Here is a 20,090-nt window from a genome sequence, read left to right on the forward strand (position 1 = left end):
AAGCGCGAGAATACACCGCCGAGGGTATGGCGCGCGCCCCGTGGGTCGCGTACCATGGGCCCATGGAGAACTTCCTCGTACACAACCGCCCCCTCGCGCCTAAGGACTGGGCCATCGACGCTGCCGTGGCCGTGGCGGCGTTTTTGTTTGGCTGCGGGCAACTCATGCTCACGGCGTCGTCCATTGTCATTCCCGACATGGCGCTGCGCCAGTATCTGGGCATGGTGAACGTGGTGCCCACGCTGTCGGTGTTTGTGGCGCTGGCGCTGACCACGCTCCCACTGGCGGTACGGCGGCGGTTCCCGTGGCCGGTGTTTCTGTTTGTGCTGGTCACCTTCCTGGGGCTGCAAGATGCGTTTCGCGGGTTCTCGCTCACCATTGTGGGGCCCGTGGTGGCGCTCTACACCATTGCGTGCGAGCGCGGCCGCACCGAGGCGGTGGTGGCGGTCGTGCTTGCCGTGGTGGGGCTGCTGTTCGCGGACGCGCCCTCGCGCACGGCCAGTCTCGCCTTCTTCACGCGCTTCCAGAACATAACGCTTGTAGTGGCGGCGGCGCTTGGCGGCTACGCGTACCGCACGCACCGGGCCTACGTGGCGGCCACCGAGCAGCGCGCGCTTGAGGCCGAGCGAACGCGTGAGGAAGAGGCCGCGCGACGCGTTGAGCAGGAGCGCGTGCGCATTGCGCGCGAGGTGCACGACATCACGGCCCACTCGCTGTCCGCAGTCAGCATTCAGGCTGCCGCAGCCGAGCGCCTCATTGATCGCGACCCTGTGGCCGCGAAGCAGGCCATTGCCACGGCGCGCACCACGGCAAAAGACGCGTTGGAGGAAATTCGCGGCATGATTGGCGTGCTGCGCCACGGCGACGACGCGGCCGAAACAGAACCCACCGCGGGCACCGAGCGCCTGGCTGATCTCGCGGCCTACCTGGAACGCGCCGGCGTGCAGGCCACGCTTGACACGCAAGGCTACGACCGCGCGCTCGTTCCCGCGTTCGTGGACGTGGCGCTTTTCGGCATCGCGCGCGAGGCAGTTACAAATATAGTGCGTCACGCGAACGCGCACACGGCCACCATTCGCCTCACGGTTGAGCCCACGGCGGCACACCTTGTTGTGGAAGATGACGGAGCTGGCGCGGCGGCGGCACCTGAGCACGGCCCCGGCCCCGCGCCCGAGGCCGCCCGCCGCACCGGCGGCCACGGCATCGCCGGCATGGCCGAGCGCGTCAGTTTGTTGGGCGGCACGTTCTCGGCCGGGCCGCGCACACCTGGCGGGTTTCGTGTTGAGGCGCGCCTGCCGCTGGCAGCGGAGAAAGGAACCTCCTGATGGAACGTCGTATGAGCGAAGCGCACGCGCAGACGAAGGATACGTGGCCCCGCGCCGCGGATGAGCAGCCCCTGCGTTTGGTGGTGGCCGACGATCAAGACCTCGTGCGCAGTGGGTTTCGTCTCATCCTGTCGTCCTACGACGGGTTCACCATTGTGGGCGAGGCGCGCGACGGTGAGGAAGCGGTGGAGTTGGCGCGGCGTCTGCACCCCGACGTGGTGCTCATGGACATTCGCATGCCGCACAAAAATGGCATCGAGGCCACGCGCGCTATCACGAGCGACCCCGCGCTTGCCGACGTGCGCGTGCTCATTCTCACGACGTTTGACATCGACGAATACGTGTACGACGCTCTGGCCGCGGGCGCAGGCGGCTTTCTGCTGAAAGACGCCGAACCCGATGACATCGCTTCGGCCGTGCGCGTAGTAGCCGCAGGTGACGCGCTCATTCAGCCCTCGGTCATGCGCCGCCTCGTGGAAACCTTCGTGCGCTCGCGCCCCGCGGTGTCGCCCGCTACCGCTGCCGGAAGCCTGTCTGCGCTCACCGAGCGCGAACGTGAAATCCTCACGCTGGTGGCGCGCGGCCTCACGAACGACGAAATAGGGCAGGATCTGTTCATCTCTCCCGCCACGGTGAAAACCCACCTGGCTCGCGTCATGGCGAAGCTGGAGGCTCACGACCGCGCACAGCTCGTGGTGAGGGCTTACGAAGGCGGTTTGGTTCGCCCCTCTATACGGTAAAGGCACCGGCCTTCGGCGGTATACCATCGTTTATCACTCATCTTTTGCTAACCTCAGCTATAATTATATGCGTGTGTGATATAGTCCGAGTTTCATAAGGCACAGCTAAAGCGGCACCGAAGGAGAGGAGACGGCCGTCAAACGCGACGAAGAAACGCAGCAAGCCGAAGCGTCTATGGAAGTGACGCTGCACGCGGCTACGGCGGTGGACGACGCACGCCGGTCGCTTCAGCGTGGGCTCGATCAGGCGTGCGGCATTTCGCTGAAAGCGTTTTGCCTCTTGGCGTCCGTGCATTCGCATGAAGGAACGCTTCCCTTGGCGGCGTTTCCGCCCCATGTCTTCGTCTCGGGCCGCGCCGCCAGCCTTGCGGCCAGCGAACTTGCGCACAACGGCTTGGTGGAAAAGTCCTACGCCCACGCCGGTCGTCGAAATCTGCAACTGCGTGAGACAGACCGGGCCAGCGCAACACTTACCACCGGGTTTGAGGTGGCGTATCAGTGCCTGGAAGAGGCCGCCGAGCGCGCCCGCTTGCTCGAAGGGGTGGAAGGCATGGCCAAGGCGCTCAGTCTGGCGGCGGGCCGCTTGGGTGTGAGTGATCTGGAATTCGACCCCTGCTGTCATACGATGCTCACCCCCGCGTGTCTCATCGCGCTCATGGGTTTGATACAGCGCTGGGACGAGGTGGGTCTGCCCGTCACTGGCCTCGCGTTCACGGAAGCCCAATGCCTCGTACTGCTGAGGCTCCACCGCGTTACCGCTTCCTTCGAGTTTATGGCCGACGCCCTGCGCGTTGAGCCTGCGGAAGTGTCCAAACTGGTGACGCGCTTGCGCAACAAACTCTTCGCCGGATTCAGCGCGGGATACGTCAGCGAAGACTACGTACAGAAAGTTGGGCTCACCCCCCAGGGCGCTGAGATGGCGCTCACCGCTGCGGAGGAGCTGGGGAAGGTAGTAGCCAATCTGCGCTCAGGTTCGGGCGCGCTTCTCGCGTACGCAAAGGAACCCCGCTAGCCTTCGCCCGCTCGAACGAAATGTGGCGAAAGTTTGGCGATTCGGTACAACCTTAGTCAAGGACGCTCACATTTTCTCAAATTCGCTTGCATTCAGTGACAGGGCTGCTATGATAACGCACTGTTTAGCACTCGTTACCTCTGAGTGCTAGCAGTCAAGACAATCGAGTGGTTAAATGAGCAAACGTGTTCAACCAGTTTCGGACATGAGACGGACGGAAGGAAGGAAGCGTTATGAATTTGAAACCATTGGGTGATCGCGTCATCATCAAGCAGGACGAGGCTGAGGAGACGACGGCATCCGGTCTGTATCTCGCGACCGAGGCGAAGGAAAAGCCCCAGACGGGCAAAGTGCTCGCGGTGGGCGAAGGCAAGATGGACAAGGACGGCAAGCTGGTGCCTGTGCCCGTGAAGGTGGGCGACAAGGTGCTGTACGGCAAGTACGGTGGAACCGAAGTGCACATCGACGGCGAGGATGTCATGATCCTGCGCGCCGACGATCTGTACGCGGTCTTCGAATAAATCCGCAGGTTGAAGCGTAAAGGCGACCATCGCGCCGCCCGTTTTCGGCACACAGCCGAACATTCCCTCAGGTAACAACAACGCAGTTGAAAGGATAGAGAGAACATGGCTAAAGACATTAAGTTCGACGCCGATGCACGCAGCGCGCTCGCTGCCGGCGTGAGCAAGCTCTCCGACGCTGTTAAGGTGACGCTTGGCCCCAAGGGCCGCTACGTGGCGCTTGAGAAGTCCTACGGCGCGCCCACCATCACCAACGATGGTGTGACCGTGGCTAAGGAAGTTGAGCTGGAGGACCCGGTAGAGAACATGGGCGCCCAGCTGGTGCGCGAGGTTGCCGTCAAGACGAACGACGTGGCGGGCGACGGTACCACCACCGCTACGCTCTTGGCTGACGTCATTGTGAGCGAGGGCCTGCGCAACGTCACCGCTGGCGCTGACGCGCTTGGCATTCGCCGCGGCATTCAGAAGGCCACGGACGCCATCGTTGACGCCATCAAGGCTGACGCAACGCCCGTGTCCACCAAGGAGCAGATTGCCAACGTTGGCACCATTTCCGCCGGCGACGCCGAGATCGGCGAGAAGATTGCCGAGGCCATGGACGCCGTGGGCAACGACGGCGCTATCTCTGTGGAAGAGAACGCCCAGTCGTTTGACCTGGAGCTGGACATTGTTGAGGGCATGCAGTACGACCGCGGCTACATTTCTCCCTACATGGCCACCGACATGGAGAAGATGGAGGCCGTGCTGAACGACCCCTTCATCCTGCTCACCGACCAGAAGATCACGAACATCCAGGACATGGTGCCGCTGCTGGAGGAAATCATGCGCTCCGGTCGCCCGCTGTTCATCGTCGCGGAAGACGTTGAGGGCGAGGCGCTGGCTACCATCCTGCTGAACAAGCTGCGCGGCACGTTCAACTGCGTCGCCATCAAGGCCCCCGGCTTCGGCGACCGCCGCAAGCGCATCTTGGAGGACATCGCGGCTGTCACGGGTGCCCAGGTCATCGACAAGGACTTCGGCATGACCATGGCCGACGCCAAGATTGAGATGCTTGGCCACGCCAAGACCGTGAAGGTGACGAAGGACACCGCACTTATCGTTGACGGCGCGGGCGACAAGAAGGACATCGAGGATCGCATCAGCCAGATTCGCGCTGAGCTGGAGCGCGTCGACTCCGACTTCGACCGCGAGAAGCTGCAGGAGCGTCTGGCGAAGCTCTCCGGCGGCGTGGCGGTGCTCAAGGTGGGCGCTGCGACCGAGTCCGAGCTCAAGGAGAAGAAGTCCCGCATTGAGGACGCTCTGCAGGCAACCCGCGCGGCAGTGGAAGAGGGCATCGTTGCTGGCGGCGGCGTGGCGCTGGTGGATGCGCTGCCCACGCTGGAGGCGCTTGAAGTGGCCGACAAGGACGAAGAGGTGGGTGTTGCCATCATCCGCAAGGCCATCGAGGCGCCGATGCGCGCCATCGCCCAGAACGCGGGCTTCGAGGGTAGCGTCGTTGTGGAGCGCGTGAAGGGCATGCCGAAGGGCGAAGGCCTGAACTGCGCCAACGGCGAGTACGGCAACATGATTGAGATGGGCGTGAACGATCCGGTGAAGGTGACCCGTACGGCACTGCAGTCCGCAGCCTCCGTGGCGGCCCTCATCCTCATCACCGAGGCCACCATCAACGACATCCCCAAGGATCCCGATCCCGCAGCTCTCGCCGCCGCAGCCGGTGGCATGGGCGGCGGCATGATGTAATTTTGTTCCGCCGGCCTTCCGGCCGGCGGAACGACTCGACGCTGCGGAGCGTTCTGGCACCGAATCTTCGCGCGATCCCGAGGGCTTGCGTACCAAAGTACGCGGCGCCCTCGCGATCCCACGAATCTTCGGCGCCAGAACGCTCCTCGCTGACACTACGAACGACCTGGGAGAATTATCAAACAACCTGGGGGTGGTCAGCAGGCGTCTTGCGCTTGGGCGCACAACACTAACTCGGAATGCGGGGCGGCTTCGGCCGCCCCGCGTGCGTATGTTCACCTGTTTCTCAATGCCGAAACCCACCACCACTTATTGCTAAGCGTCAGGCATGGAGTATACTTAAATGAGTTCATGCCTGTTACACCCTTTTCAAAGGAGGTGATGTGTCTGGGGTATGTCATGTAGGGGAGAAACTGGAGCAGAATCAATGGAAGGAGAAACATGAAGTTTAGAAGTAGAGCACTTCCCGCTCTTCTCAGCGTGACCATGCTCATGAGCCTAACGCCCATGGCTGCCTACGCTGCGAACGCCGGGGGGGGGGGGGCCTTCAAAGCACTAGTGCACTAGAAACGCTTGATAGTGCGACTGAGGACGGAGTTACAGGGCAACCTGTTGCCATGATTGGTGGTACTGGCTATGCGAGCCTCGGGGAAGCTATCGATAAAGCGGAAAACGGCGCTACCATTAGCTTGCAAGCTGATATAGCTTTGAGCGAAACCATCACGACCACCAAAAATCTTACTATCGATCTAAACAAGTATGCTATTGCGAGTACAGATTGTCGCGCCATCCGCGTTAATGGCGGTACCTTAACCCTTACCGGCCAGGGCACGGTGTCTGCCAATAAGGGAGGGGAAGACAGCAAATTTGCGTCGGGCAGTTCAGTCATTCTCGTTTCCGGCGACGATAGCGTAGCCAAGCTTGTCGTTGGGAGCGATGTCACGATATCTTCGGAGCATTGCTACGGCGTTACACTCATCGGTGAGAATAACAAACAGGTGCTTGAGTTGTCCGGTACTATTTCAGTGGCGGGCGAAGCAACCGCAATTAGTGGCAACGGTCTTGCTAAGTATAAGGAAACGGAAATCAACATCTATAACGGCGCAGTCGTCGAATCTAAGAAGGATGTAAGTATTTATCATCCTCAGAAGGGTGCCCTGAATATTTCTGGCGGCAGGATTGAAGGTACGACGGCCCTCGAGGCGAAGTCGGGTACAATCGCTATTACAGGCGACCCAACATTCACCAGTAATCATAAGGGTGAACCTACGCATAAGGCCAACTCCAATGGTACCTCCACACAAGGTTACGCAATCGCGGTTGTTGATAATAGCGCCTACAAGGGCAATACGAGCGTGACAATCGAAGGTGGCACCTATACTGGATTGGTCGCTATTGCCGAAGACAATACGGTCGATGCAAAAAAAGCTGGCAAAATTTCAATCACCGGTGGCACGTTCACGTCTGACCCGAGTGACTATATTGCCGAAAACTGCGCAGCCTATCAGAGCGACGGCAAATCAGTCGTAGCGAATGCCAATGAGGTGTACTTCGGGGAAACCAAACCGAGTATGGTTGGTTCAGTTCAGGGTGCTACGATCGATACTCCACTATCAGGAACCGTGGATCCTGCTACCTATGTAATGGATAACAGCGAAGAGGGTTCTACTGAATTCAATATAGTACGTGACTTCGGCACCCTGTTTAGCCAGATTGAAGGTACGACCCAATACAAGGTGGCGGGTGACAAGGAACTTGCTTTCGCTCACTTGGACTTCACTAACCTTGACGGCGCTAAATCCTATGCAATCATGCAAAAAAATCCAGCGCTGAACTATGCTTATGGTGCGAATGCATTTTCTGATAATACCAAGATGGGAGTGTATAAGGGTGAAACCCTTCTTAAGGAGGGCCTCGACTTCCTGGTTTCAAGCCAGTCTGGTGATATCACGATTAGCATTGTCGAGGTAGCCGATGGCACTACTTCGAGTACCCTTGACGCTGATACTTTTAAAAAGCATACGGGTACTGCTACATACAAAAACGAGGTCAGTTTTGTCAAGAAGGCTACTGACAACGAAGTCACCGTGAACGATGGGACGACGGCAGAAGTAACAATTGATTCAAGTTCTATTCCTCAAACAAATGGGGGAGAAAACAAACCTACGATTAAGATTGATGCCGTAGCCGAAGATGAAAACACTGGTAATCCTGTAGAGAATGTCACTAAGGCAGTGATTACGCTTCCCGAGGCCACGATAAACGCGCTTGTCGATGCTGGTACTTCAAAGGTTGAAGCTGTCGTACTCAAGACCAATGCTGCTAACGTATCGCTTTCAGGCAAGGCTCTTGAGGAGATCGCAAAAGAGGTTAAATCAGGTTCTTCTGCAATCGTAAACGTGAGCAAGGTTGATAAGGCTAGCATCGACGCATCTGCCCCTAGTGCAGGCGCAAAGTTTGGTGCTATCGAAGTCACCATTGTAACAGGTGACGCCGCCGACCCAACACCGGTTCCTATCGAAGGCCTTACCGAAAAACCCATCCAGTTCTCCTTCAATATCGGCACGGGCGCGCGTAACCCCAAGATGTTCTATGTTGAGGGTAATGACGCCTTGAGCGATGCGGGCGTCGAAACTATTAAGTATGACCGTATTACTGGCATCATTACGGGTTCTACTACACATCTCTCGACGTTCGTTGCGGCAGAAAAAAAGACCTCTGTTCCCGGCACGGGCGGCGTGACTGCCACCTACAAGCTCTCCTTCAACACCAATGGTGGCAGCAGCATTGATGCTGTCAGTAAAACGTCTGGTACCACCGTTGACCTCGCAGAATTTGTGCCTACGCGTGAAGGCTATACGTTTGAGGGTTGGTATTCTGATGAGGCGCTTTCCACCAAGGTAACTTCTGTCAAGCTGACGGCTGACACCACGGTGTATGCGAAGTGGACGGAAACCGTTCTTCCGTTCGTCGACGTGGAGAAGGACAACATCTTCTTTGACGACATCGCATTTGTGTTTAGCAAGGGCATGATTGTGGGCACCTCCGACACCACCTTTGCGCCTAAGGAAACGCTTACTCGTGGCATGCTGGTAACCATTCTGCATCGCCTCGAAGGCGAAGTTGCACCTGAGGCTGCTTCAACCTTTAGCGATGTGGAGGCTGGCATGTGGTACTCCAACGCAATTGCTTGGGCTGCCGAAAATGGTGTGGTAAACGGTTATGATGACACGAACACGTTTGGCCCGAACGACCCGGTTACCCGCGAGCAGATGGCGGCTATCCTGTACAACTATTCGTCGTTTAAGGGCTATGATGTAACAGGCAGCGCCAATCTGTCTCAGTTCGGCGATGCTGAAAGCGTAAGCGACTGGGCAGCGAACGTGATGGCTTGGGCTAACGCTGAACAGCTTATCCGTGGCACAGATGACGGCAACCTTGTGCCTCAGGGCTCTACGCTGCGCGAGCAGGCAGCTGCCATCCTGCATCGCTTCAGCGACGCATACGAAATTGCCTAAGCTGAGGTAAGACAAAGTCCTGCGATGGACGGCCTTGAGGCAGACCCTCGCGGAATAATCGAGCGACCCTGGGTGTCGATGAACATCCGGGGTCGCTTTGTCCGCCCCGCGTGCGTTTGGGTTTGATGACCGTTCGGCGACGCGCCGGGCGTTGGGCGCGCGTTGGGATACAATGAATCGCTATGGAAGAAGCCTTACATATCATCGGCCACGTGCTTGAGCACTCGATTGCCGACACGCTGTACCTTATCCCGTTTCTACTTATTACCTACCTCGCAATGGAGTGGCTTGAGCACAAGACTGGCGGCAAAACCGAGGCGGCTATTCAGCGCGCGGGCGCGGCGGGGCCGTTTATTGGTGCGGTGGTGGGCGTGGTGCCCCAGTGCGGGTTCTCCGCTGCGGCGGCAACACTTTGGGCGGGGCGCGTCATTACGCTGGGGACGCTGTTCGCAGTGTTTTTGTCCACGTCAGACGAGATGCTGCCCATTTTCTTGGCCGAGCAAGTGCCGCTCGTGGTCATTCTGAAAATTCTCGGCGTGAAAATTATCATTGGCATGGTGATGGGCTTTCTCGTGGATGCGGGCCTGCGCATTGCGCGCCGCATCGACATGCCGCTACATATCCACGACCTCTGCGAGCAGGAGCACTGCCACTGCCACGACGGCGAGGGCGGCATCTTCAAAAGCGCGGTCAAGCACACGCTTCAAGTGACCATCTTCGTGTTCATCATCACGCTGGTGCTGAACGGCGTGCTGGAAGTGGTGGGGGAGGACGTCATCGGCGAATTCCTCGGCGCGAACCCAGTACTTGCGGTGTTCGGCGCGGCGCTGGTGGGCCTCGTACCCAACTGTGCGGCCAGCATCGTGGTGGCGCAGCTGTACGTGGAAGGCGTGCTCAGTTCGGGTGCGATGCTTGCGGGCCTGCTCGTGTCGGCGGGCGTGGGCCTGCTCGTGCTCTTCCGCACGAACCGCCACGTCAAAGAAAACCTCGCCATTGTAGCCGGCCTCTACGCCACCGGCGTCATCTGGGGCCTCCTCGCCAACGCTCTCGGCATCGTGTTTTAACCCCATCTTCTTCGGAAAGCGAAGAAGAACCACCCATATCTTCTTCGCTTTCCGAAGAAGATAAGCTATAATCTTCTTCGCTTTCCGAAGAAGATTGGACAAATATGTATGAGTCGCTTGTAGCGGAATACCTTGAATTCACGTTGCCTCCCTATTCACCACGGGAGGGGTTTGATTTATCGCTCCCTGAACCGGGGCGTCACAACATCATCCACTCCATCATTGGTGTACGCCGCTGCGGAAAAACATTCTTCATGTATCAGCTTATGGACGAACTCAAGCGTAAAGGTGTAAGCCAAGAGCGGATGTTCCACTTCTCATTCGACGACGAGCGCATCATGCCCTTTTCAGACCAAGTGCTTTCCGATTTGCTTGATGCGTATTACAAACTTGTGCCGCAGGCACGTGAGGGTTGCTATCTCTTTTTTGACGAAATACAGGATGTTCCTTACTGGACAAATTTTGTACGGAGGATTTCTGAGCAGCACAACGTCACCATAGTGCTTACGGGGTCGTCGTCAAAAATGCTTTCTTCTGATATTCCCACTAACTTTAGGGGTCGTTCTCTCTCGTGGGAGATGTGGCCGCTGAGTTTTCGCGAGTTTTGTCAATTCAAAGGCATTGGCACAAAAAAACGCGATGGGGTTTATACCGCCGAAGAGCGTGGGACTTTTGAGGTGGCATTTGACAGGTATCTTGAAGTGGGGGGTTTTCCTGCTGTTCAGGAACAACCAGTTCTCGAACGCGTCAGACTTCTGCAAGGTTATGCGTCTGAGATTGTCACGAAGGACGTGCTTGAGCGTTTTGGAACGGCGTCGTTTCGCGTGGCAGATCGGTTTGCGCGCACTGCTCTCAGGTCGACAGGGCTCAAGTTTTCGGTAAATAAGCAAGTGAAAGATTTACGCAGCGCGGGCATCGCTGTTTCTGACGAGCGGTTATATGCACTTTTGGATGATTTAGAGGATGCTCACCTCCTGTTCAAAGTGAGTGACTACACCTTATCCATTAAGGACAATCCGAAATCTTCCTACAAGGTATATTCGGTCGATCCCGGGTTATCTCTCGCGGTGGCTCCAGCCAGTCATCTTGACGAGGGCCAGCGTTTGGAGACGGCAGTATTTATTGAATTGAAGAGGCGCTTTGGCCAGAACCGAATGAACGCCATTGCAAGTTATAGCGCTGCTGGATGTCCTGAGGTGGATTTTGTTGTGGGCGATGTGGCTCTTTGCGAGCAGCATCAGTTAATTCAGGTGTCAGTAGATGCTGACCTCGGCTCATTGGACTCACTACCCTCGAAGCGCTACAAACGAGAGATCGAGAACCTTCGGACAGCCATGCAGCTGACAAAGTTGAGCCAAGGTACGGTAATTACGAAAACGGAAGAGCGGGAAATTGAGGTACCAGAAGGGCGCATTTCCGTAGTGCCTGCATGGAAGTGGTTTCTCCAAGGTCGGTAAGGTTTATAGTACGTCGTGACAAAAGTTATGTGCTGTTGGAATCAAAAGGAGGGCGTTATGGCTACGTTGGAGGCGGGGATTTCTCGCGAGGATGCGTTTGCGCTGTTGAAGGAGCATAACAAGGATCCGTTCCACATTGAGCATGCCGAAACGGTGGAGCAGACCATGCGCTACTTCGCGCGCGAGTACGACCCGGAGAACGAGGAATTCTGGGGCATCGTGGGTCTGCTGCACGACCTCGACTGGGAAGAGCACGACGACGAGCCTGAGCTGCATACCATCTATGCCGCGAAGGACATTGAGGCCGCTGGTGGTTCTCCCGAACTCATTCGCGCCATTCAAAGCCACACGTCCGACTTCAACCCCGAGCTGCCCAAGCCCGAGTTGCAGATGGAGAAGATCCTGTTCGCCACCGAAGAACTTACAGGCCTTATCGGCGCGGCGGTGGTCATGCGTCCCAGCAAGAGCGTCATGGACTTTGAGGTGAAGTCGCTGAAGAAGAAGTTCAAGGACAAGCGCTTCGCCGCTGGCGTGAGCCGCGAGGTCATTCGCTCCGGCGCCGAGATGCTCGGCTGGGAGTTGGACGAACTCTTCGCCCGCACCATAGAAGCCATGCAATCCTTCGCCCCCGACCGCGACACCTTCCAACCCGCCGCCGAGTAACCTAACCCACCAGGCGCCAGGTTGACTGTACGGCAAGGGCTTCGCCCCTTGCCGTAAAAGTGTGACGCGCTATCGCGCTACTGATTACGCCACGAGACGACTGCCCTCCCTATCACTATGACGAGGGTTCATTCATGTACGATAAATCTAACTAAAAAGGTAACCTTCGTAGGGGCGCTTCACGAAGCGCCCTCTCCGCCGAAGGCGGAGAACTCAACCATGATCTGCGTTTTCGCGCTTTGCGCGAACGGGCTTTCTGGAGAAAGCCCCTACGGAGGTTATGCTTCTTGTAAGTCGACGCCTTCAAGTCAGTCAGCCCGCGTCGTAAGGCAAGGGATGCGAGAAAACTTGTGGCTTATTAGCCAGCGCGACAGCGCGTCACATTTTGTCTTACGGCAACCTGTGGGTTGCCAGGGACGTTCCCTGCTACTCTTTGAACTTAGGAGTAAAGTCTGACCAGCTTTCTACCTTGAAGGCGCGGATGTCGCGGACGCTTTTGCAGAACCAGTCAATCTGGCGCAAGCGTTCGATAGCGTTGAATACCGCGACCAGTTCATTCCCCTCATCGGTCAGATACAGGCTTCCTTGCGCCCAGGTGAATCCCAAATCTTCAAGTTCTCGCTGGATTTCGGCATAGGCGCCGTTGTACGGCTCGCCGTACGCGTCCTTGAGGGTGTCTATTTTAAGGTCGAACGCTATGGCGTACATCGCTTCATCCAATCGTCGAGAATGTCGGGTAGGGCTCATGGTATCTCATTCCCGCTCCTGCGCCTTTAATTTCTGGCGCATGGTGCCGCGTTTGCGGCTTACGAAGAGGTAGGCGGCGAGAGCTACTATGGCTACGCCGGCCATGGCGTCGAAGAGGCCGCGGTAGCCCCACAGCGGCTGCACGGCGCCCAGCGCAAGGGGGCCAATGCCCACGCCCACATCCAATAATATGTAAAAGGTGGAGTTCGCCAGGCCCAGGCGCTCGTCGGGGGCGAGGCGCACGGCCAGCGCAAGGCCGCTTGCCTGCACGGTGCCCACGCCGAAGCCCAAAAGCGCCGCAGCAATCAGCATGGCTGGCGCCCGGTGCACAGTGGCCAAAAGCGCCATGCCGCAGATAAACGCGATAAACGCCGGTACCATCACCACGCGATCGCCCTTGCGGTCAAACAGCTTCCCCGTAAACGGACGCGTCACGAACGTGGCAATGGCGTACACCACAAAGAAGAAACTCGCCGGCTCCGCCAACCCGTTCTCCGCGGCAAACGGCGTCAGAAACGCAAGCAGGCTCGAATAGCAGAAGAACAAGAGCGCACATACCGCGCTAATAGGAAGCACGCTGGGTTCCAGATAGTTCTTCACGTCGAAGCGCGGCACGCGGAAGTCACCAGCGCCTTCGGTGCGCTCGTCGCGTGCAATGTCCTCGGCGGCTTCCTCGATACGCTCATCGCTTGTCTGGTTGGCTTCCGGCACGCGCAGCTGTGCGGAAGCCAGTAAGCACAGCGCCGCCACTACCGCCGTCGTAATGAACAGCACAAAGAAGCCCGCGTTCTGCGTGAGAAACATCCCCAGAAACGGCCCGATGGCCGCGCCTAATGTGACGGACAGCATGTAGTAGCCCACGCCCTCGCCTTTGCGCGCGTCTGGTACGAGTGCCGTCACAATGGTGCCGATGGTGGTGGAGCACGTGCCATACGCAAAGCCGTGCAGAAGGCGAATGGCGAACAGCGGTGCAAACCCCAGCCCCGCCAGGTACAACAGCGAAAATACCACTTCGCCCACCGCGCCCATAACTAGCAGGCGCTTGCGTCCTACCTTGTCCATAATGCGCCCGCTCACGAGGCGCGCCGCCAATGCACCTATAATAAAGATGCTCGCGGCAAGGCCCGCCGTGGCGGCAGGCGCGTGATACGTCTTAAGCGCGTAGTCGGCCACCACTACCATGAGGCCGTAATAGTTCACCATCAGCAGGAAGTTCACAGCGGTGCCCAGCGTGAAGTCCTTGGTCCAAAGTTTCGCCTTCGCGGCTGAAGACATACTAACGCGCCGTCCTTTCGCCGCAGGTATCGGCGTCCACACCCGTGGCATCAGCGCTTTCCACCTGCGTACTCTTCGAGCCCGGTGCGCCCGGCGCTTCCGCACTCGCTTCCCCCTCCGGCGCGCCCTTCGCAATAAGCACGGTCACCGGCGAGCCCTGCACCACGCCGTGGCTCACGCTGCCTAAGTAGCCGCGCACGCCACCCATGCCGCGGCTGCCCATAATAATGAGGTCGCAGCCCTCGTCGTGGGCGCACTTCAAAATGAGATCGGCGGGCGACGAGCCCTTCAGCAGGTGCGCATGCGCCTTGTTCGGCAGCGACGCGGCAATGTCTTGCAGCACGCCATACACGCGGTTCGCCTCTTCAATAAGCACGCCCTCCGCGCCCGTGCCCAGCGCCATCAGCTTCATTACATGCACGAACACGAATTCCATGTTTGGGTCCTGCGCGGCCATGCCGCGGGCCAGGTCAATGGCCTTTGCCGAGGGGGACGATCCGTCGTAGGCAACAAGCGCTTTGGTGAACCACATGGTTGATCACGGCCTTTCAAATGGGCGGCGCACGCCGCACGAGCAAACAAACCTATTCTACCCCTCGCCTGCACAGACAATGTTACGGACACATTTCAAACTACCCTACGCGTTTCAAAAGAACGTGGTGAAGATATATTTCCTCATTGACCGCGCAACGCCTCACCGTTAGAATGAGTGCTTGCGCATTGCAGACGTGGGCCGTTAGCTCAGTTGGTAGAGCAGGGGACTTTTAATCCCAAGGTCGCGGGTTCGATTCCCTCACGGCCCACCATTTTCTTGCAACCCGCGCGTCCAGGCCCACGCGGTCGGGCGCACAGCGAACGCGCACCTGCTCCCCACTGGGCCATCGTCCAACGGCAGGACTCTGGTTTTTGGTACCAGCTATCCAGGTTCGAATCCTGGTGGCCCAGCCAAACAAATCTCAGGCGAACCCGTGCCGTGGTTCGCTCGGTATTTGGAGCCCGGCACCGTGCCTGGCAGGCAGCGGGCAGGGCAGGCAGGAAGGAAGGACGCGCTTTCAGGCGCTCCCTAGGACGCATCCGCGTCCGCAAAGCCGACAAGGCGGCTGCGCACTCGCGCGAATACCTGGCGGTCGCGCCCCTTGCACGGGCACGTACTGCGCGGCAGAAAAGCCGCACGCCTGGCATGCAGGTAGCTTCGAACCGACGGTTTGTCGGTTTTTTGCGCTCGTGTGCAAATCTTTTGCCAAAACGATATCTTTTTTGATATCATCTATGGTTGCTGTTTACTGACGATTTGCTTGAAGGAGCACTTTTGACCAAAGAAGATGTTATCGAGCTCGAGGGGACCGTGCTCGAAGCGTTGCCGAACGCAATGTTTAGGGTGGAGCTCGAAAACGGCCACAAGATATTGGCCCATATTTCCGGCAAGATGCGTATGCACTACATCAAGATTTTGCCGGGTGACAAAGTGACGGTGGAGCTGTCCGTCTACGATCTGAACCGTGGGCGTATCACCTACCGGTTCAAGTAAGCGCAATTATCTGTGCGCCCTTTGAAGAGGGTGTGCAGGTTTTGTGCGCTCTTCGGCGCGGAAGTGGGGCCGCCCCGTGCTGTTCTGCAAGCGAACGCGGCATCAGCAAGACAAGCAAGGCAAGATACGCAAGCACGTAAGTAGGAAAACTATCGTCTGCGGCTGGACGTGTGTATAGATATCGTATGTGCATAACCGAAAGGAAATGATTATGAAGGTACGTCCTTCGGTCAAGAAAATGTGCGACAAGTGCAAAATCATCCGACGCCATGGCAAGGTGCTCGTCATTTGCGAGAACCCGCGCCACAAGCAGCGTCAGGGCTAGGAAGAAAGAGGAGATATAACCTATGGCACGTCTTGTTGGTGTCGACCTTCCTCGCGATAAGCGCATTGAAGTCGGCTTGACCTACATCTACGGCATTGGCCTGACCACCTCCAAGAAGATCCTCGCCGACACCGGCGTCGATCCCGACGTTCGCGTCAAGGACCTCACGGAGGACGATCTGTCCAAGCTGCGTGACTACATTCAGGAGAACATCAAGGTGGAGGGCGACCTGCACCGCGAGGTGTCTCAGAACGTCAAGCGCCTCATGGAGATCGGTTGCTACCGTGGCCTGCGCCATCGTCGTGGCCTGCCCGTTCGCGGACAGCGCACGCACACGAATGCGCGCACTCGAAAAGGGCCTCGGAAGCAAATCGGCGGAAAGAAGAAGTGAGGTAGCGAGAAGTGGCAGCTAAGAAAAACGTGCGCACGCGCATCAAGCGTTCTGAGCGTAAGAACATTGCTGTGGGCGCCGCTCATATTAAATCTACGTTCAACAACACCATTGTTAGCATCACCGATCCCCAGGGCAATGTGATCTCCTGGCAGTCCGCGGGCACCGTGGGCTTCAAGGGTTCCCGCAAGTCCACGCCGTTCGCCGCGCAGATGGCCGCTGAGGCCGCCGCGAAAACGGCTATGGAGCACGGACTGCGCAAGGTGGCGGTGTTCGTCAAGGGCCCGGGTTCGGGTCGCGAGACGGCTATCCGCTCGCTGCAGGCCGCCGGTCTGGAAATTTCCAGCATCCAGGATTGCACACCCATTCCGCACAACGGTTGCCGTCCGCGCAAGCGTCGTCGCGTGTAACTGAAAGGATCGAAGTATTATGGCTCGTTATACTGGAGCGGACTGCCGTTTGTGCCGTCGTGAAGGTGCGAAGCTCTTCCTGAAGGGCGACCGCTGCTACACCGACAAGTGCGCGATCGAGCGCCGCAACTACGCGCCGGGCGAAGCCGGCAAAAAGCGTGTGAAGGAAAGCGAATACCGTCTGCAGCTGCGTGAGAAGCAGAAGACCAAGCGTATCTACGGCGTGCTGGAGAAGCAGTTCCATCACTACTACGAAATCGCTGGTCGTCAGCAGGGCGTTACGGGTGAGAACTTGCTGCGCATCCTGGAAAGCCGTCTGGACAACGTGGTGTATCGTCTGGGCTTTGCCAAGTCGCGCGCCGAGGCTCGTCAGCAGGTGCGTCATGGTCACATCTTCGTGAACGGCCGCCGTGTGGACATCCCGTCGTTCCGCGTGAAGGCGGGCGATATGGTGGCTGTGGCCCCGAAGGCCAAGGACATGCTGGTCATCAAGAGCGCGCTCATCTCCAACGAGCGTGTGCAGGTGCCGGCCTGGCTTGAGGTTGACATCGAAAAACTGCAGGGCAGCGTGTTGGCGCTTCCGCAACGCGATCAAATCGATCTGGACATTCGCGAACAGCTCATCGTCGAACTTTACTCGAAGTAATCGCGGCATAGTAAGGAGGCTTACCCAACATGACAGAGTTCATGAGGCCTACGGTAACAACGGAAGAAGTCAACGACACTGTCGCGCGTTTCATCGTCGAACCGCTCGAGCGTGGCTACGGCTATACGCTGGGCAACTGCATGCGTCGCGTTCTGCTTTCGTCGCTTGACGGCGCTAAGGCGACCGCCATTCAGATTGAGGGCGTGCAGCATGAGTTCACGACGGCCGAAGGCGTCATCGAAGATATCACCGACATCGTCTTGAACGTGAAGGGCCTGGTGTTCTCCGCGCTGAACGACGACATCGAAGAGGCCACGGCTCATGTGTCCGCCGAGGGCCCCTGCACGGTGACGGGTGCCGACCTGGAAATTCCTACGGAGTTCTCGCTGGTGAACCCCGAGCACGTCATCGCAACGGTGGCGGACGGCGGTCAGCTGGACATGACGATTCGTATCGGCGTTGGACGCGGCTACGTGTCTGCCGAGCGCAACAAGCGCACGGAGGACCCCATCGGCGTCATCCACGTTGACTCGTTGTTCTCGCCGGTCCGCCGGTGCACGTTGAACGTCACCGATACCCGTGTGGGTCAGCGCACCGACTACGACAAGCTTGTGCTGGAAGTTGAGACCGACGGCAGCATCGCGCCCACCGAGGCCGTGTGCCGCGCCGCCAACATCATCAACCAGTACATGGGGGCGTTCTTGGGCCTGTCCGACATCGTGGACGAAGAGGAAGGCGAAGTGCCGTCCATCTTCGCGCCCGAGGGGCAGGAGTCCAATGCCGAGCTGGACAAGCAGATTGAGGATCTGGACCTGTCCGTCCGTTCCTACAACTGCCTGAAGCGCGCCGGCATCCACTCCGTCCGCCAGCTCGTCGAGTTCTCCGAAAACGACTTGCTGAACATTAGGAACTTTGGTGCGAAGTCCATTGAAGAAGTGAAGGACAAGCTCATTTCCATGGACCTCAATTTGAAGCTTTAGGAGATACGAGATCATGAGACACTACAAGAAGGGGCGCAAGCTGGGCACCGACACCAGCCACACCAAGGCAATGAAGAAGAGCCTGGTGGGCGCGCTGTTGGCGAACGACCGCATCAAGACGGTCGAGGCCCGTGCGAAGGAGATCCGCCCTGATGTTGACCGCATCATCACCTGGGCGAAGAAGGGCGACTTGCATTCCCGTCGTCTGGCTATTGCCAAGCTGGGTGACAAGGAACTGGTGCGCGAGATCTTCGAGAAGGTCGAGCAGGGCATGTTCCAGGATCGCCAGGGCGGCTACACCCGCATCATGAAGCTGGGCAACCGCAAGGGCGATAACGCCCCCATGGTTATCATGGAGCTGGTGACCGAGCCGGTGAAGAAGAAGGAAGAGCCGAAGCCCGCCGCCAAGAAGGCGACGAAGAAGGCCGCTCCGAAGAAGGTCGAGAAGACCGAGGAGAAGGCTGACGCGGCTGAGGAGAAGGCGCCTGAGGCTGCCGAGGAGGCCAAGGCCGAGGCTGTTGAGGCCGAGGTTAAGGAAGAGGCCACCGAGGCCGCTGACAAGGCCGAGGAAGCCGCCGCTGAGAACGCGGAGGCCGCCGAGGCTGAGGAGAAGAAGGCCGAATAGGCTTTTTCTACCCACGAGAACGAATGAGAGCGAGGACCTTCGGGTCCTCGCTTTTTATTTGCCGCCCGACATTGGGAAACTTGTAGGTTAGACGGTAGTTGACGGCAAAGGCAGAGCCCTTGCCCTACGGTCAACCTGACAGGTAGGGGAGGGTTTTTTATTACAACTCCATTCTACGCGCATGGGTCGCGCCATCGATGCGTCGAAAACGCGTTGCCGCGCGGTTGCGCCTTCATGGGTGGGGGTGTTTTACCATGGTGAGGGCGAGCGGCGCAGGCGGCTCGCCGATTTGTCGTTCGCAGGAAAGAGGCCGCTATGAAAGACGCACCCACCGACAAACTCAACGTGAGCTGGCACATGAAAGACATGGCTAACGACGTGGGGAAACACACCCCAACCGCGTTCGGAGAGGTGGGGAAGCACACATCCGTTGCCTTTGGAGAAGTGGGGAAGCATGCAGGCAATGCCTTTGGCGACGTGGGTCATCGCGTCCAGGGGCTCGGCGACGAAGTGGCGCACCACTCGCGCCGCGCCGCCGACGAAGTGTGGCGCGAACTCCCTGTCATGGTAGATCACGTCCGAGAAACCATGGCCAACCTCTTCGCCAATTCCAGTCGCTAAAGCGAGGCATTTCGCGCGTCGGCGCCCACAAAACACTGACGCGCCGCGCGCTAGCTAATAGGCCAGAAGACACCCATATCCCTATCACTATGAGGAGGGCTGAAGCCAGTAAACAAATATTACCTGAAAGGTAACCTTCGTAAGGATGGTATCAGCGACGGCGCGTAGCGCCTAGTCCCTTTAGGGAAGCATCCGTTCGCGCGAAGCGCGAAAACGCAGGGCAACGTATTTTTCCACCTCCAACAGATCATCGGATCACACCACCCCCGTAGTCCAGCTATAAAGAGTCAATAGGTAATTCGGGGTTTTTCTCGTTTGTTTTGGCTGCTTTTGATGACTGGATGGAAGGCCTTGGTTCGTAGGCTCTTTGCTCTTTCATGAGAACGAGAATAACTCCTGCAAGCTTGCGGGCAACACCAGAAAGAGCAACATAGTGGTGCTTTCCTTCAGCTTTCTTAGCAAGGTAATAGTCTTTGAAGTAGGGGTCTTTGCGGCTTACCTG

The 20,090-nt window shown here is 58.1% G+C and carries 20 protein-coding genes, 2 tRNA genes and 1 pseudogene; 19 read left to right on the plus strand and 4 right to left on the minus strand.

What is annotated here, in order from left to right; all coding sequences use genetic code 11:
* The first annotated feature begins 62 nt into the window (after positions 1-62).
* From QNJ86_RS06410 to QNJ86_RS06450, 9 genes are all read left to right on the plus strand, one after another.
* Positions 63-1,325, plus strand: a complete 1,263-nt coding sequence (locus QNJ86_RS06410) for a sensor histidine kinase (RefSeq protein ID WP_283831775.1) — start codon at positions 63-65, stop codon at positions 1,323-1,325.
* Positions 1,325-2,065 carry a response regulator gene (locus tag QNJ86_RS06415; protein WP_283831776.1) on the plus strand — a complete coding sequence of 247 codons (741 nt, stop codon included), beginning with the start codon at positions 1,325-1,327 and terminating at the stop codon, positions 2,063-2,065. Before QNJ86_RS06410 ends, QNJ86_RS06415 begins: the two co-directional genes overlap by 1 nt.
* 175 nt (positions 2,066-2,240) lie before the next feature.
* Positions 2,241-3,077, plus strand: coding sequence for a hypothetical protein (locus tag QNJ86_RS06420; RefSeq protein WP_283831777.1), 837 nt, complete (start codon positions 2,241-2,243; stop codon positions 3,075-3,077).
* 233 nt (positions 3,078-3,310) lie between these two features.
* Entirely contained in the window at positions 3,311-3,598 is a 288-nt protein-coding gene (groES, locus tag QNJ86_RS06425; protein WP_283831778.1) for a co-chaperone GroES, read from the plus strand.
* A 105-nt stretch (positions 3,599-3,703) separates the two neighbouring features.
* Positions 3,704-5,338 (plus strand): chaperonin GroEL, encoded by a 1,635-nt coding sequence (groL, locus tag QNJ86_RS06430; RefSeq protein WP_283831779.1) that lies wholly within the window; start codon positions 3,704-3,706, stop codon positions 5,336-5,338.
* Between the two features lie 617 nt (positions 5,339-5,955).
* Positions 5,956-8,856 (plus strand): S-layer homology domain-containing protein, encoded by a 2,901-nt coding sequence (locus QNJ86_RS06435; RefSeq protein ID WP_283831780.1) that lies wholly within the window; start codon positions 5,956-5,958, stop codon positions 8,854-8,856.
* Positions 8,857-9,038: 182 nt separating this feature from the next.
* Positions 9,039-9,920 (plus strand): putative manganese transporter, encoded by an 882-nt coding sequence (locus tag QNJ86_RS06440; RefSeq protein WP_283831781.1) that lies wholly within the window; start codon positions 9,039-9,041, stop codon positions 9,918-9,920.
* A 104-nt stretch (positions 9,921-10,024) separates the two neighbouring features.
* Positions 10,025-11,377, plus strand: a complete 1,353-nt coding sequence (locus QNJ86_RS06445; protein WP_283831782.1) for an ATP-binding protein — start codon at positions 10,025-10,027, stop codon at positions 11,375-11,377.
* A 57-nt stretch (positions 11,378-11,434) separates the two neighbouring features.
* The gene (locus QNJ86_RS06450) at positions 11,435-12,040 is read left to right on the plus strand and encodes an HD domain-containing protein (protein WP_283831783.1); all 606 of its coding nucleotides are present in this window, start codon (positions 11,435-11,437) and stop codon (positions 12,038-12,040) included.
* A gap of 426 nt (positions 12,041-12,466) precedes the next feature.
* Here the strand turns inward: QNJ86_RS06450 and QNJ86_RS06455 are convergent, their stop codons facing one another.
* The 3 genes from QNJ86_RS06455 to QNJ86_RS06465 are packed head-to-tail and all read right to left on the minus strand — an operon-like array spanning position 12,467 to position 14,594.
* Positions 12,467-12,787, minus strand: a complete 321-nt coding sequence (locus QNJ86_RS06455) for a virulence protein (protein ID WP_283831784.1) — start codon at positions 12,785-12,787, stop codon at positions 12,467-12,469.
* 6 nt (positions 12,788-12,793) lie between these two features.
* The gene (locus QNJ86_RS06460; RefSeq protein WP_283831785.1) at positions 12,794-14,062 is read right to left on the minus strand and encodes an MFS transporter; all 1,269 of its coding nucleotides are present in this window, start codon (positions 14,060-14,062) and stop codon (positions 12,794-12,796) included.
* Between the two features lies 1 nt (position 14,063).
* Positions 14,064-14,594, minus strand: coding sequence for a universal stress protein (locus QNJ86_RS06465; protein WP_283831786.1), 531 nt, complete (start codon positions 14,592-14,594; stop codon positions 14,064-14,066).
* Positions 14,595-14,792: 198 nt separating this feature from the next.
* Here QNJ86_RS06465 and QNJ86_RS06470 point away from each other — a divergent pair.
* From QNJ86_RS06470 to QNJ86_RS06515, 10 genes are all read left to right on the plus strand, one after another.
* A tRNA-Lys gene (locus tag QNJ86_RS06470) sits at positions 14,793-14,868 on the plus strand.
* A gap of 68 nt (positions 14,869-14,936) precedes the next feature.
* Positions 14,937-15,010: transfer RNA gene (locus tag QNJ86_RS06475), tRNA-Gln, on the plus strand.
* A 361-nt stretch (positions 15,011-15,371) separates the two neighbouring features.
* Entirely contained in the window at positions 15,372-15,590 is a 219-nt protein-coding gene (gene infA, locus QNJ86_RS06480; protein WP_009306918.1) for a translation initiation factor IF-1, read from the plus strand.
* Positions 15,591-15,801: 211 nt separating this feature from the next.
* Positions 15,802-15,915, plus strand: a complete 114-nt coding sequence (gene rpmJ / locus QNJ86_RS06485) for a 50S ribosomal protein L36 (RefSeq protein ID WP_006363204.1) — start codon at positions 15,802-15,804, stop codon at positions 15,913-15,915.
* Positions 15,916-15,937: 22 nt separating this feature from the next.
* Positions 15,938-16,306, plus strand: a complete 369-nt coding sequence (gene rpsM, locus QNJ86_RS06490) for a 30S ribosomal protein S13 (RefSeq protein ID WP_283831787.1) — start codon at positions 15,938-15,940, stop codon at positions 16,304-16,306.
* A gap of 11 nt (positions 16,307-16,317) precedes the next feature.
* Positions 16,318-16,716 carry a 30S ribosomal protein S11 gene (gene rpsK / locus QNJ86_RS06495; RefSeq protein ID WP_283831788.1) on the plus strand — a complete coding sequence of 133 codons (399 nt, stop codon included), beginning with the start codon at positions 16,318-16,320 and terminating at the stop codon, positions 16,714-16,716.
* 19 nt (positions 16,717-16,735) lie between these two features.
* A complete protein-coding gene (gene rpsD / locus QNJ86_RS06500) occupies positions 16,736-17,362 on the plus strand; it encodes a 30S ribosomal protein S4 (RefSeq protein WP_283831789.1) in 627 nt (208 codons plus the stop codon).
* Positions 17,363-17,391: 29 nt separating this feature from the next.
* Complete coding sequence (locus tag QNJ86_RS06505; RefSeq protein WP_283831790.1) at positions 17,392-18,342, plus strand: DNA-directed RNA polymerase subunit alpha; 951 nt, start codon at positions 17,392-17,394, stop codon at positions 18,340-18,342.
* 13 nt (positions 18,343-18,355) lie between these two features.
* Positions 18,356-18,967: a 50S ribosomal protein L17 gene (gene rplQ / locus QNJ86_RS06510; RefSeq protein WP_283831791.1), complete on the plus strand. Its 612-nt coding sequence runs from the start codon at positions 18,356-18,358 to the stop codon at positions 18,965-18,967.
* Positions 18,968-19,282: 315 nt separating this feature from the next.
* The gene (locus QNJ86_RS06515) at positions 19,283-19,588 is read left to right on the plus strand and encodes a hypothetical protein (RefSeq protein WP_283831792.1); all 306 of its coding nucleotides are present in this window, start codon (positions 19,283-19,285) and stop codon (positions 19,586-19,588) included.
* A 277-nt stretch (positions 19,589-19,865) separates the two neighbouring features.
* On the opposite strand, the pseudogene QNJ86_RS06520 reads toward QNJ86_RS06515, so the two are convergent.
* Positions 19,866-20,090 (minus strand): annotated as a pseudogene (locus tag QNJ86_RS06520) (hypothetical protein); the annotation flags it as partial.

It is taken from the genome of Gordonibacter faecis, assembly GCF_030077735.1.
GTDB lineage: Bacteria > Actinomycetota > Coriobacteriia > Coriobacteriales > Eggerthellaceae > Gordonibacter > Gordonibacter faecis.